The sequence below is a fragment of the Coriobacteriia bacterium genome (assembly GCA_018368455.1).
GTDB lineage: Bacteria > Actinomycetota > Coriobacteriia > Coriobacteriales > UMGS124 > JAGZEG01.
Window position 1 is genome coordinate 24,905 of sequence record JAGZEG010000011.1, and the last position, 13,257, is coordinate 38,161.

Below are 13,257 nucleotides of genomic sequence, written 5' to 3' on the forward strand. Positions count from 1 at the left end.
GGACGAGTACGAGCAGGGCGGGTGCTGCCTCCATGTGGGGTGGCGCCCGCCCTCGTTTGGGACGGCCAGCCTCTGAGTTCTTGCACATAATGGCTGAGTATTCCTGCCGTCGGCGCGCCGGTTGGGTGGTTTGGCCTGCCGCGATAGACAGAAGGCCCGCTCGCACACGAGGGGCGAGCGGGCCTTCTTTAGTGCCTTACGACCTTGCTGCGTTACGCCTGCGCTTTGGCAAGCGCGTCACGCACGGCGCCCAGGAAGGCGACGCTCGAGATCGTGGCGCTGCTCACCATGTCGACGTCGGCGGAGTTGGCCGCAACGACCTCGTCGGTCAATGTGACGAACGCCGCGCCACCGAACTCGGGCGTCTCGTTCTGATCGAGCACCTCAACGCCCTCGATCGTGCCGTCCTTGTACGTGACGCGCACGACGACGCGGCCACCGATGCCGTCCTTGCTCAGGCCGATGTACTGGTTCTCGCCGGCCTCGAAACCGGAGATGTCGTAGGACGAGCCCATGTCGTTGGCGTCGCCGGGGTTGATGGTGATGTCCGTCTCGACGGCCGCGGGCATCTCGACGGCGGGCAGGGGATCCTTCTCGGCGGCGGCGTTTGTGCCGGCGATCTTGCCGAACACCATGCACTCGCCGAGGTTGCCGCCGGAGTTGTACTGGAAGGCGCAGATGCCTCCGAGCTCGCCGGCGCTGTAGAGGTGGGGGATCGGCGTGCCATCGATGCCGAGGACCTCGGCGTTCTCGTTGCGACGCGGGCCACCCTGCGTGTTGAGCACGCCGGGGCGGAACTCCGCCGCGTAGTATGTGCCGCCGTCAAAGGCGCGCATGCTTTCCGGGTTACGGTTGAACTGGTAGTCGCGGCCATTTTCCGCGTAGAAGTTCCAGTCGGCGATCGTGCGGGCGAGGATCTCGGGATTGGCACCGATCTTCTCGGCGAGCTCCTCGGGCGTCTCCGCAGTGATGAGCTTGGCGACGCGCTCCTCGGTCAGATAGCCGTCGGCGTCGAGGACGTCGTACTGGGCCTTGTCGAAGATGATGTGCGGGGCCCAGTTGGCGACGGGCATACGCCACACGCCGCAGCTGTACACGTGACCGTGGCGGTTGACAGCATTTTCGTTGATGAATCGGCTACCGTCGTCACCTACGAGGATGATGCTGCCCGTGCCGTAGTCGCCGCTTGTGAGCGACAGCGGGTTCTGCGGCTTCGTGGGGTCCTTCTCGAAGGCGAGGCGGCCGTGGTCGGTGGCCCAGGCGTTGCCGGCGAGAATGCCGATGGACTCGTACGCCTCCATGTGCCACATGTCGGCGCCGACCTCACGGCCGAACTTGATGCCGTCGCCGTTGTTGTACGTCGTGCCGAACGGCGTCAGGCGGGCGGCGCCGATGTAGTCCTGGATCATCTGCTGGTTGTTCTCGAAGCCGCCGCAGGCGAGCACGACGCCGTTCTTGGCGCGCACGAGCACCGATGCGCCCTCGCGCTCGATCTCGACGCCCACGACGGTCTTCGTCTGAGGATCCTGGATCATGTGCAGGGCCGGGGACTCGAGCCAAACGTCGATGTTGTCGGCGCGGGCCTCGACTGCGGCGTGAATGGTCTTCCACAAGGCGCTATCGAAGCCGGCGTCATGCACGAACCACTCGCACGTCGTGTCGCCACCGATCTCGTTGTACTCGGGGTACTCGGGTGTCACGATCGTGCCGCTGGGATAGCGGACAACGGGCTCCTCGGCGCCGAGGTACTTCATGAGGTTTTCCATGTCGCACAGGCCGTCGGTGTACGCGCGCAGCGTGGCGTCATCGATGTCGAAGTGCCAGGCGAGGCCCTCCTTGTAGTAGCGGAACAGCTTGTCGGGGTCGGCACCGCTTACGCACATCTGCGCGGCAAAGCGGGTGTTGCCGCCCTCGCTGCCCTCGGGGGCGACGTCGCAGAGAAGAACCTTGGCGCCGGCGTCGGCCGCGTAGACGGAGGCGACGCCACCCGCGCCGCCGAAGCCCACGACGACGACGTCGTATTCGGCGTTCCAAGCGATGGTGTCAGCAAACGTGAACGACGCAGCCTCGGCGGCGCGGGCCGTCGTGCTGGCGAGCGCAGTGGCGCCCAGGCCGGCGAGGCCCATGCAGGCGGCGCCCTTCACGAAGCTGCGGCGGTTCAGGTCAAACGTCTCGCTCATGGTGGTTCCCTTCGGTTGATGGTACCGAGCGGATGGGCTCGGCCGCGGCGGCGTCTGGGGCTGCGATGCAGGCCTTGTGCGTCGCCGGGCGGACGGGCCGTCGGACGCTTTTGAGTGTGCACCGGGAGAGGCTGGAGGGGTATCGCCCGACAGACTTATTCGTGGGACAATAGGCGCCGCATGGGGGATCACCCAAAAGACTTATAGACAGGCCACCTGCGGTTTTACCTAAGATAGGTCGGCTGATATCGCGCTCGTTGAGGGACGAGAGCGGGTCGCGTGACGAGGGGACGGCACGTATGGGGATATGGGTGAAGCGCGTCGAAGGGGTCGAGCCGTGGCTTGTTGCGGGTGCTTCGCTGTACTGGGCGGCCATTGTCGTGCAGTTCCTGCTCCCTGTGTCGTCTTCTTCCGCAGGATTGCTTGCTGACGGCATCGCGAAATATCTGCTGCTCGCCGCGTATGTTGGCGTTGGTTTTCTTGCGCCACGCTTGCTTTCGACGGAGAGGGGCAGACGCGGACTCTTCTGTGCGTCTCTAGCGGCATCGCTTGCCATCTGCCTGCTCAGCCCCGGGGTTGTGGGTGAGACGAGTGCCGCGCCGGCGCTTCAGATTGTGCGGCCCCTGCTCCACATGTTGACGGTCGCCGTGCTTATGGTCCTCTGGGGCTTCGCGTTCGCTTCCATGGACAAACGCAGCGCGGGCGTGAACGTTACCATCACGATGCTTATCGCGACGCTATTCATTCTGGGTGTGCTTGCGCTAGATCCGGTTGTGTCTACGAGTACTTCGACGCGGGCTCTCATGATGGCGTCGTCTCTTGTGCTGTTGAGTGGGCGGGTGCGCTTTCGCAATCATCGGAGGCGCCCCGAGCCGCGGGCTCGCGGGCCGCTCCTATCGTTCTTGCTGTCGCGCCTGGCATTTGGCATCGTCATGGGCTTTGCGATCGAGGCTCCGTTGCACTTGGACGTGGCAGACGCCTCGCCGCTGCTTACGGGGCTGGGGATCGCCGTGGTATTGATGGCGATCGGAGCGTATGCCCGTGCGGCCGAACGACTCTACTTTGCGCTGCCGACGCTGCTGTTTCTGACGATGGGCGTCACGTACCTGCCGTTTTTTGAGGGCGGCTTACGGACTGCGGCGGAGTGCGTTGTCGGCCTTGTGTGGCTGGCGTGGGCGGAGTTCTCGGCGTTTCAGCTCTCGGACCTCAAAGAGCGCTACGGCATGGGGGAGCTGGCGCTCTGCCTCATGGAGAAGCTCACGCTGTCGCTTGCCATGGTGGCGGGCATCTCCCTGTTCCGGCTCGTTGACCTGACGGCGTTGCTGGCGAGTCGCGAGGTACTCGAAGCCGTCGTGTTCGGCTCGGCCTGCGTGCTCATATTGGGCGCGGCCTACGTCGTGGGGTGCCTTGTGGGGGAGCGCACGGAGGACCAGCTGCGCGCCGAACTGGCCCAGACGCGCCGCGAGCAGGTTGAGAGCGTCTACGACAAGCTTGCGGGGGAGTACGCTCTGTCGGCCCGCGAGCGCGAGGTCATGGGCATGCTGGCGGAAGGGTATACGCGCGCGTACATCCGCGAGGCGCTCGGCGTGTCCGACGGCACGGCCAAGGCACACATCGCGCACATTTACCAGAAGCTCGATGTCCATCGCAAGGATGACTTGCTTGCTTTTATCGATGCGGAGGTCTCTCGCGCCGAGGTGTCCTGATCGCGAGGCCGAGCGCTGCCGGGCGCTTTCGAGGGGAGCTTTTTGCGGGCGGCTGCTCAAAAATGCCCTCGAGTGTAGGTTTCTTCGCGAGCAGCTGCGCAAGACGACCGTCGAGTGCAGGTTTCTTCCAGCCTGGTCCGGGTCGGCTTCTGGCCGGAGCGGCTTCCTGACCAGGAGCCGACCACAAACTCGCAGGTAGAGAGCCCGCGCTTCGGAGTCGCCGTGCGGACACGGAAGTCGGCCCAGCGCTTCGTCCCAAGAAACCTGCACTCGATGGGCGTCTTGCGCATGCTTGGCCGAAAAAGCGTGCACTTGAGGCCCAAACGGTGCAGACGCCCCGGGCTAACCGAGGAGATACCGATTGCGGTACGAAAAACTCCCTGGCCGGCGCGCGATGCCTGCCCCGCGTTACCGCGAACCGCTCCAGCGGGATTGCTTGCGACGGGACGTGGAGGGCCCTGCCGGCGACGCGCCCTTGCCGGGCCTGTGAGACTGCCTGGGCTTGGTGGTATCGGGGCAGCTGGTTCCTCGTTCGCTCTTAGCGCCCCTCGAGCTGCGCCCTTGACTGGGCTGTGTCCCCGAACCCGCCCTTGGCTTATTCGGCCGGATGAGGCAGCGCTTCTCGAAGCCGATGAGGTCGGCGCGCCCTGCCTTCTCGAGGGCCTCGCGCACGAGGTCGTAGTTCGCGGGGTCGCGGTACTGGATGAGCGCGCGCTGCAGCGCCTTCTCGTGGGAGCTCTTCGGCGTGTAGATCGGCTCCATCGTGCGGGGGTCGACGCCGGTATAGTACATGCACGTGCTCATGGTCGACGGCGTCGGGTAGAAGTCCTGCACCTGCTCGGGCATGTACCCCATGTCTCGCACGGCCTCTGCCAGCTTGACGGCATCGCGCAACGTCGAGCCGGGATGCGAGCTCATGAGGTAGGGCACGAGGTACTGGTCGAGCCCGTAGCGCTTGTTCGTCTCCTGGTACTTGGCAACGAAGCGCTGGTAGACGTCGTTGGAAGGCTTGCCCATGGCGGCGAGCACATCGTCGCTCACGTGCTCGGGGGCTACCTTGAGCTGGCCACTCACATGGTAGCGGCACAGTTCTTCTATGAAGGCATCACTCTTGTCGGCGAGCACGTAATCGAAGCGGACGCCCGAGCGCACGAACACCTTCTTGACGCCGGGCAGCGCCCTCAGCTTGCGCAGCAGCGCCACATAGTCGCTATGGTCGGCGTCAAGGGCGCGGCAGGGCTGCGGCCACAGGCAGCGCTTGTTCGTACAGGCGCCGCGCGTGAGCTGCTTGCCGCATGACGGGTGGCGAAAGTCTGCCGTGGGGCCGCCGACGTCATGGATGTAGCCCTTGAACTCGGGATCGCGGGTCAGGAGACGCGCTTCGGCTAGGATGGACTCGTGACTACGCACCTGCACGATGCGTCCCTGATGAAACGTGAGCGCGCAAAACGAGCACTCGCCGAAGCAGCCACGGTTCGAGACGAGGCTGAACTTGACCTCCTTGAGCGCGGGCACGCCGCCGTCACGCTCGTAGCTCGGATGGTACGTGCGCGTGTAGGGGAGCGCGTAGACCTCGTCCATCTCGGGCGTCGTGAGTGGCTCGGCGGGTGGGTTCTGCACGACCCACACCTTGTTGGGATAAGGCTCGACGAGGCGCCTGCCCGAGAACGGGTCCATGTTGTGGTACTGAACGTTGAAGCTGCGTGCGTAATTCAGTTTGTCGGCGTTGAGCTCGTCCCAGCTAGGGAGCGGCTCGTAGTCGTAGACCTCGTCGAGGGAGCTCGTGCGGTAGACCGTGCCAGGGACGTAAGTGATCTGGTCGATGGGCAGACCGGCGTCGAGCGCCTCCGCTACTTGCACGGTGGCGTGCTCGCCCATGCCGTAGACGATGAGGTCGGCGCCGGAGTCGAGTAGGATGGAGCGCTTGAGCGCGTCCGACCAGTAGTCGTAGTGGGCAAGGCGGCGCAGGCTCGCTTCGATGCCGCCGAGGATGATGGGCGTTTTCTTGTACGTGCGGCGGATGAGGTTGCCGTAAACGGCAGCGGCGTGGTTGGGGCGCGCGCCGGCACGGCCTCCCGGCGTGTAGGCGTCGGTCGAGCGCTTCTTCTTGTTGACGGTGTAGTGATTGACCATGGAGTCCATGTTGCCACCGGACACGAGAAAGCCCAGGCGAGGCTCGCCGAGCACGGTGACGCTGGCCGGATCGCGCCAGTCGGGTTGCGCGATGACGCCGACCTTGAAGCCGCGAGCCTCGAGCAGGCGCGTGATGATGGCGACGCCGAACGAGGGATGGTCGACGTAGGCGTCGCCCGAGACGAACACGAAGTCGCACTGGTCCCAGCCGCGACGTTGCATGTCGGAGCGATTGATGGGGAGAAACTGGCTCATGAGGGCTCCGATGGTCGAGGGTGGGGCTCTAGCGATTCTGGATAGCCGTGCCTGGATACGAGATGCCTACGCGGCGGTGGCCGCTGGGGTGCCCAGTATAGCAAGCGAGCGTCGAGGGCTCGTGACGCGGGCCAGGCGCGAGACTTCGATGCCCAGCGCGGGCCGGCGGCAGAGATGCCCTTACAGATCGAGCAACTCTCGGCTCGTCTGGGCGATGGCCTCAGCAAGGGCAGCGGGATCGGCTGCGCTGCGCGGACTGGGACCGGTACGCCTGAGGTCTGCGAGCCGGTTGAGCGTGTCGGCGAGTTCTGTATGCCAGTCCTCGCACGTAAGGCGAGCGTTGAGCTCGGGTGGCTCGTCCGTCTCGAGCAGCAAGCGGTCGGACGGTATGCTGCGGGCGTAGGCGCGACCGTGCTTCGTGGCGAACATGCGAGGGTTGATGGAGAAGTAGCACCCGGCCCGCAAGGCTCGAGTCAGCTCGTCGCTCGAGCACGAGAACCAGTGGAAGATGCAGCGGCACGTTTTCAGGCATCCCGTGCGGTCCAAGATGTCGAGGACGGCATCGGCCGAGCGTACGGCGTGCAGGGAGAGCAGCTTATCCTCTGAGAGAGCGCAGGCTGATGCGATGCGTTCGAGCGCGGCGACCTGCGCTTCGAACGAAGCTGCCCGGCGTGGCGCGAAGTCGAGGCCGACTTCCCCTATGTAGTGTGCCTCGGGGACGAGGCTCTCGAATAGAGAGAGATCCTCGTTGTCGAGGTGCCCGTCGGCGATCCACCAGGGATGGGCACCGAGCCCGGCATGAAAGCCCGGGACATCCGAGAGCGTGCCGCGGATACGCGTGAAGCCTTTCGGGTCGACCGTCACCGAGAGCGCGCCGACGCCGATGGCGGCTGCCTGTAGGGCGAGCCCGTGCGGATCGGGGAGAAAGTCGAGGTGGCAGTGCATGTCGAAAAGGCGGGGGCTCGCATCCATCGCGTCTATGCCTCGTCTGGGTGTGGCGCGCTGGGCTCGGGTTGGCTCGAGGCGAGATCTTCGGGCTGCCCGGTTGATGCGGCAGCCTGGCGGCGGGCTCGCCTCGTCTTTGGCCGGCTGCCGCGGGCGTTGGCAGATCGCTCGCGCTCCTGGGTTGCGACGGCGTCCTCGATGCCGGTGAGGTCGCAGATGACGCGTCCCGCCATCATTTGCCCCATGATGGGCGGGAAGAACGACGCCGTGCCGAGCGGTGGTTTGCGCACAGAGCCATCCTCGCTGCGCTCCCAGTGGGCGACGTTGACGGGACGTTCAGGCGTGTACAGCACGTTCATGTGCTCGAGGCCTTCGCGCCGGGCGACCTTGCGCACGGCGATGCACATGGGGCAAACCGTCGTCTCCGAGAGGTCAGCAAAGCGCAGCATTTCGGGGTGCAGTCGGTGGGCACCGCCCATGCTTGCCAGGTGACGAAGGCCACGCCCCTGGGCGACTTTGGCGATGGCGATCTTCTGCGTCATCGTGTCGATACAGTCGAGCACGTAGTCGATGCGTCCGAACGTTGCAAGCGCATCGTCGAGCAGCTCAGCCGCGTTATCGCGAGAAACGTAGGCGTGCCTCGCCTCGACGCGCGCCGCCGGGTTTATGTCGGCGATCATGGAGCGCATGACATCTGTCTTGGGGCGGCCCACCGTGCTGTGAAACGCCAGCGCCTGCCGATTGATGTTGCTGGCCTCCACCGTGTCGCGATCAACGAGGTACAGGTTGCCGATGCCGCCGCGCGCGAGGGCCTCGGCACAACTTGACCCCACGCCGCCCAGGCCGAACACGACGACGACGGCTGCGGCGAGCCTGTCGAGCGCCTTCCGCCCGAAGAGCAGTTCGAGGCGGGCGTCGATGCTCGCGTCGTTTGCGGGACGCGTGGGGGCATCATGGTTGTCTTGCATGGGCAGGACCTCCTTGGACGTGGGACGAGCAGGCACGTTCCCCGTCACGATCAGCGCGGTGAGACGTCGCCCTCTGCTCGGGCCCCCTGAGCGACGGGGCGCAGCTCGGCTGCGATGCGGGCAAGCTCGTCGTGCGAGCTCACCTGCGTGATGGCGTATCCGATCTGGTAGGGCGAGACCGGCCAGCGCGGGACGACGCGGCAGACAAGCCGCGCGGAAGCTGTATCGTGCCCGGTGCGCCACGCCCCCTCGTCTTCGAAGAAGAACAGGTTGTACGATCCGCATCGCCCGCCATGGTAGATGCCCAACAGGTAGGAGACGGAGGCGCGCAGCAGGTCTGCCAGCTCGTCCAGGCAGGCGGGGTCGCGCTGGTCTCTGGCCACGAGCGTTATCTCCGCCGGTCCGACGAACGGCCGCGTCGCCACGAGCGCGCGGGCGTTCGTCGAGCCCCACGCCTCGACGCCGTCGAGCAGGGCATCGACGGAGCGCTCCGTTCCCGCGTCGCGTTGCAGGCCGACGATCTGCATGTGGGGATGGCGAAGAGAGCCGCCGGAAAGCGGACCAAAGTTCTTGAACATCAAGACGCGTTCGTAACGGCCACTGCGCTTCATCTCATGCCAACACTCGATGGAAAACCGTAAGATGCGCCTCATCTCGGCGGCGGTGTAGTTCGAAGGGTCACCCACGTGGTCGGCTGACTCCACGATGATCGTCTGCGCTGTGTCCTCGATCGTCCGGTACTTGTTCATGAGCCAGATGAGGTCGCCCTCTCGGCGAAACACGTTCGTGAGCTGCTCCGGATGACAAAATGGGCACCAGCCGTTGACGTTGCGGATGTTTTCGGGCTTACCCTGCGCCTTGTCGCTGCGGAAAACGAGCAGGCGCGAGGCAAGCGAAGCCGTGCGCGTCGGGGCTGAGGGAGACGTGTGTGCCGCGTGATCCATGGGCGCCTTTCCTGAGCGAGCGAAGCGGTGTACCGACATGGAGCCGCCCTCGGTTTCGGGCACGTGCCCGACGGGGTGGCGGTGCGGACACACACGCTGGCGCAGTGCCGGTATATGTGCTCTTGTGCCCGACGATTGTACGACTCACCAGGGCGCTTTCTCGTCCTGTTGGGATGTCTCCACGGTGAGCAGGTCTGAAAACCCTATGCGGTGGTCTGCTACGCTTATCGTTTTCGATATGGTGTCAATCTGGCCAAGTGTCCCCTCAGTGCATGCATACGCTTCATCCTCTGCGCTGTAGTACGTTACGCGAACTCGTTCTCCGCGGTGCAGATGCTCTATTTTCCAAGAGAGCCCCCTGGCCTCGTCGGCGCTCAGCACGTGGCGCGTCTCAACGGGGTGAGCTTGTTTGCTGATAACCTCCTCGTAGCCGCGCAGAGCCGCAAATGGGATGAACTGCCGGGCCCTGTTTGCCTCGGCGCGTGCTCGCGTTGCACGGACCGATAGGGGTTCAACATCACGCACGATGGCCTCCAACCTGCATGTTTCGCTCGCGAGCCGTAGCTTTTTCCGTAAGGCTGACGCCCCTGAGCAGGGAATTCCCGCCAAAGCGTCCTTTGATGGCCAGCATGGCGTGGCTCAGACTTCGCTCGCGATCGAGCGCATCGACATCGGTGAAGAGGTCGATGGTTGTAAAACGTTCGTCGACAAGCCCCGAGAAGCTGATCATGAGGCGTCGGATGGGGACGTCGCGCGCCGTCGTTTCGTCATAGAGCGTCTCCATGGCTGACGCGAGCGCTCGAGATGAGTTCGTGCGCTGTGACAGGCGCCGATCGCCCCCGGTGTGCGGCCCGAAACGGTGGACGTGTTGCACCCCATGCTCTCCGACAAAGTCTTCCTCGCCTATGTCTCTGCGATTGTCAATGTTCGCCTCCTTGTGCCCAGGCCAGCCGGCCTGCCCCGAGCCTGGGGGCATGGTGCGACCGTCTCGGTCTTCCCCGGGGGCATCGCGACCGTGCTTTCCATATCCGACGAACAGCGAGATGCGGTCTGTGACAAGTCGACGTCCCACGAGCTCGAGTGCAAGCGCATCTACCATCTCGTACAGCACAATGCGCGCATCGTCGAACGTATAGTCCTCGGGCAGGATCTGCCCGTTTGTTAGGGAGTGCGCCTGAGGTTTATAGGAGCGAATCTGGTCGATCGTACAGCCCTCTCGGCCCCAGGCGTGGTCGATGAGGTATTCAGCGTTTACGCCGAACTCCCTGCGTATGATGACGGGGTCGGTCAAGGCAACGCCGGCCAGATCATGGATGCCGTGCTTGGCGAGGCGGCGTGCGATGCCTGGCCCTATGTTCCAGATGTCGGTGATGGGCCGGTGGTGCCATATCTGGGCGCGGAAACTCTCGTCGTCGAGCAGACCGATGCCATCGGGCACGTGCTTGGCCGTGACGTCGAGTGCCACCTTGGCTAAAAAGAGGTTGGGGCCGATGCCAGCCGTTGCCGTGATACCTGTCTCTTGTAGGACGGCACGGCAGAGCGTGCGTGCGAATTCGCGGGGGTCTTGCACATCGTAGAGCCGCAGATAAGGCGTGGCGTCGATGAAGCACTCGTCTATGGAGTAGACATGGATATCGTCGGGACTAACGTAGCGTAGGTAAATGCCGTATATGTCAGCCGAACGTTCCATGTACGTGCGCATGCGGGGCGGCGCGACTATGCACGACAAATGCTCGGGTATCTCGAAGAGTCGGCAGCGGTTTCGTACGCCGAGCTTCTTGAGGGCAGGGGAAACGGCTAAGCAGATGGTCGTGCGCCCTCGCGCTGGATCGGCGACGACGAGGCGAGCTTTGAGCGGGTCGAGCTTGCGGGCGACGCACTCGACGGAGGCATAAAAACTCTTGAGGTCTATGCAGAGATAGCAGCGCTGTGTCTCAAGTGCTGTCTTCTCTTTGTTGGACATAGCGCCTCCCTCCGATGGGACCAACCTCTAGCCATGAACGAACGTCTGTTCGCATCGCATATGATTCTGGACCATAGAGACGTCGATGTCAACCAAAATCAGAACGTATGTTCTATCTGTGGCAAACAGAGGGTTTGCTCAGTTTTCCAAGAAGTGCCCTTTTCAATATCAGATAATGCTCTAGACACACAAACGAGCGGTGATAGTATGATTTGCCACATGAGATATGTCCTAACCGACATAAGCTGTGAATAGGGCAGGAAACGGTTGATCTGCCATCGCCAGGGCGTGTTCGGGACATATGGGAGAACGGGGGATGCGCATGAGCGGGGGAGGCGAACACCGTCGTTGGTCGGACGGGCGAGAGTGGCTCGTCATCGCTGTGCTCGCCGTCGTCGTTTTTGCGCTTGCCGGTGTCTCCCTTGTGCTTGGACAATTTCCGATCGAGCCTGCTGATGCGCTGCGCATGATCGCTCACAAGGTTGCCCCCGGTCTTGTCGAACCCACGTGGACCACTCAGCAGGAGTCCATCTTCTTTAACGTCCGCCTTCCGCGCATCTTGCTCGCTCTTATGGTGGGCTGCTCGCTGGCTGCAGCGGGTGCTGCGTTCCAGGGCACGTTCCAGAACCCGCTCGTCTCGCCGGACATCCTGGGCGCCTCGCAAGGCGCGGCGTTTGGCGCGGCCGTCTCAATCCTGCTGGGCATGTCATCATTTATGGTGTCTGCCAGCGCCTTTGTTGTCTCGCTCATCACGGTGGCGCTCGTCGTCGTCATATCCATGCGGGCGCGCGGCAACCAGATACTCGTCGTTGTGCTGGCCGGTGTCATGGTGAGCTCGCTGTTCTCCGCGGGCGTCTCGTACACAAAGCTCATCGCCGATCCCAATGACACATTGCCCGCCATTACGTACTGGCTTATGGGCAGCGTGGCCAGCGCGACGATGGACGATGTGAGACTGGCTGCCATTCCCATGGCCCTCGGCCTTGCGGTGCTGTTCCTGCTTCGCTGGCGCATCAACATTCTGACGATGGGCGACGACGAGGCTTCAACGATGGGCGTCAACGCGCGCCGAACGCGCGCCGTCATCATGGTGGCCGCCACACTTGTCACGGCGTCGAGCGTGGCCGTGACCGGCATGATTGGCTGGGTTGGCCTCGTCATCCCTCACTTGGCACGCATGCTCGTGGGTTTTGACTATCGCAAGTTGCTGCCGACAAGCATGATCGTCGGCGCGGGCTTTCTGCTGCTCGTCGACGACATCGCGCGCCTCGCTGCCACGATGGAGATCCCCATCGGCATCCTGACCGCTTTTGTGGGCGCCCCCTTCTTCGTGTACCTCATAACGCGGGGGAGGAAGCAGTCATGAGCATCGACATCGAACACCTGAGCTTTTCGTATGGTAGCCACGAGGTCTTGCACGACATCAGCCTCTCCATTCCCGATGGCACGCTCGTCAACGTGCTCGGGCCTAACGGTGTGGGCAAGTCGACGCTGTTCAAGTGCATCCTGTGCCTGAATCGGGACTACGAGGGCACCATCACCGTCAACGGCCATGACCTGCGTCGCATGAGTGTGCGAGAGCGCGCTCGCGAGATCTCCTACATCCCGCAATCACACTCCTCCGTCTATGACTACGAGGTCATCGATGTCGTGCTCATGAGCACGGGCACGGATCTCGGCGCGTTCCGCACGCCGGGCAAGCGCCATCTCGAGCGAGCGTGGGAGGCGCTGGAGACCGTGGGCATCACGGAGCTAGGTCATCGCCCCTATACGGAGATATCCGGTGGCGAACAACAGCTCGTGCTTATCGCACGCGCTCTGGCGCAAAACGCCAAGACCATCATCATGGATGAGCCTACGAGCGCGCTCGATTACGGCAATACGGTGCGCGTGCTGTCGTGCGTGCGACAGCTTGCCAAGCAAGGTTACTCCATCATTCAGTCTACGCACCAGCCTGACCAGGCATTTCTCTACGCCGACAAGACGATGGTCGTGTTTGGGGGCGGAGTATTGGCCTACGGCTCTCCCAAAGAGGTCATCACGGCGGAGCTTATCAGCAAGATCTACGGCGTCGACGTCGAGATCAACTCCCTTTATGGCGACAAGGTGCGCGTTTGCGTGCCCGTGCGCGAGTTAGATGCATGTTCGGACAGGTAGGTAGCA

Annotated in this window: 10 protein-coding genes; 3 read left to right on the top strand and 7 right to left on the bottom strand. The window is 63.6% G+C overall.

The features are described 5' to 3' along the window. Window positions 1-212: 212 nt before the first annotated feature. Window positions 213-2,180, bottom strand: a complete 1,968-nt coding sequence (locus KHZ24_08100) for an FAD-binding protein (GenBank protein ID MBS5451153.1) — start codon at window positions 2,178-2,180, stop codon at window positions 213-215. Between the two features lie 299 nt (window positions 2,181-2,479). Here KHZ24_08100 and KHZ24_08105 point away from each other — a divergent pair, with 299 nt between their 5' ends. After that, entirely contained in the window at window positions 2,480-3,886 is a 1,407-nt protein-coding gene (locus KHZ24_08105; protein ID MBS5451154.1) for a helix-turn-helix transcriptional regulator, read from the top strand. Between the two features lie 408 nt (window positions 3,887-4,294). On the opposite strand, the gene KHZ24_08110 is transcribed toward KHZ24_08105, so the two are convergent. The 6 genes from KHZ24_08110 to KHZ24_08135 form a co-directional block, all read right to left on the bottom strand. Beyond that, the gene (locus tag KHZ24_08110; GenBank protein ID MBS5451155.1) at window positions 4,295-6,274 is read right to left on the bottom strand and encodes a YgiQ family radical SAM protein; all 1,980 of its coding nucleotides are present in this window, start codon (window positions 6,272-6,274) and stop codon (window positions 4,295-4,297) included. A 180-nt stretch (window positions 6,275-6,454) separates the two neighbouring features. Then, window positions 6,455-7,246 (bottom strand): TatD family hydrolase, encoded by a 792-nt coding sequence (locus KHZ24_08115; GenBank protein ID MBS5451156.1) that lies wholly within the window; start codon window positions 7,244-7,246, stop codon window positions 6,455-6,457. A gap of 5 nt (window positions 7,247-7,251) precedes the next feature. Then, window positions 7,252-8,187 (bottom strand): ThiF family adenylyltransferase, encoded by a 936-nt coding sequence (locus KHZ24_08120; GenBank protein MBS5451157.1) that lies wholly within the window; start codon window positions 8,185-8,187, stop codon window positions 7,252-7,254. A gap of 50 nt (window positions 8,188-8,237) precedes the next feature. Further along, complete coding sequence (locus tag KHZ24_08125) at window positions 8,238-9,131, bottom strand: DUF4931 domain-containing protein (protein ID MBS5451158.1); 894 nt, start codon at window positions 9,129-9,131, stop codon at window positions 8,238-8,240. Window positions 9,132-9,275: 144 nt separating this feature from the next. Continuing rightward, entirely contained in the window at window positions 9,276-9,668 is a 393-nt protein-coding gene (locus KHZ24_08130; GenBank protein MBS5451159.1) for a hypothetical protein, read from the bottom strand. Continuing rightward, complete coding sequence (locus KHZ24_08135; GenBank protein MBS5451160.1) at window positions 9,649-11,094, bottom strand: DNA repair protein; 1,446 nt, start codon at window positions 11,092-11,094, stop codon at window positions 9,649-9,651. The genes KHZ24_08130 and KHZ24_08135 overlap by 20 nt, the downstream gene beginning before the upstream one ends. A gap of 316 nt (window positions 11,095-11,410) precedes the next feature. On the opposite strand from KHZ24_08135, the gene KHZ24_08140 reads away from it, so the two are divergent. Beyond that, window positions 11,411-12,460 (top strand): iron ABC transporter permease, encoded by a 1,050-nt coding sequence (locus tag KHZ24_08140; GenBank protein ID MBS5451161.1) that lies wholly within the window; start codon window positions 11,411-11,413, stop codon window positions 12,458-12,460. Then, window positions 12,457-13,251 (top strand): ABC transporter ATP-binding protein, encoded by a 795-nt coding sequence (locus KHZ24_08145; protein MBS5451162.1) that lies wholly within the window; start codon window positions 12,457-12,459, stop codon window positions 13,249-13,251. The genes KHZ24_08140 and KHZ24_08145 overlap by 4 nt, the downstream gene beginning before the upstream one ends. The last annotated feature ends 6 nt before the right edge of the window (window positions 13,252-13,257 follow it).

Bases quoted from the DNA above. Each gene is read 5' to 3' on its own strand.
- KHZ24_08140 (MBS5451161.1), top strand. From the start codon at position 11,411: ATGCGCATGAGCGGGGGAGGCGAACACCGTCGTTGGTCGGACGGGCGA.
- KHZ24_08115 (MBS5451156.1), bottom strand. From the start codon at position 7,246: ATGGATGCGAGCCCCCGCCTTTTCGACATGCACTGCCACCTCGACTTT.
- KHZ24_08145 (MBS5451162.1), top strand. From the start codon at position 12,457: ATGAGCATCGACATCGAACACCTGAGCTTTTCGTATGGTAGCCACGAG.
- KHZ24_08120 (MBS5451157.1), bottom strand. From the start codon at position 8,187: ATGCAAGACAACCATGATGCCCCCACGCGTCCCGCAAACGACGCGAGC.
- KHZ24_08110 (MBS5451155.1), bottom strand. From the start codon at position 6,274: ATGAGCCAGTTTCTCCCCATCAATCGCTCCGACATGCAACGTCGCGGC.
- KHZ24_08100 (MBS5451153.1), bottom strand. From the start codon at position 2,180: ATGAGCGAGACGTTTGACCTGAACCGCCGCAGCTTCGTGAAGGGCGCC.
- KHZ24_08135 (MBS5451160.1), bottom strand. From the start codon at position 11,094: ATGTCCAACAAAGAGAAGACAGCACTTGAGACACAGCGCTGCTATCTC.
- KHZ24_08105 (MBS5451154.1), top strand. From the start codon at position 2,480: ATGGGGATATGGGTGAAGCGCGTCGAAGGGGTCGAGCCGTGGCTTGTT.
- KHZ24_08125 (MBS5451158.1), bottom strand. From the start codon at position 9,131: ATGGATCACGCGGCACACACGTCTCCCTCAGCCCCGACGCGCACGGCT.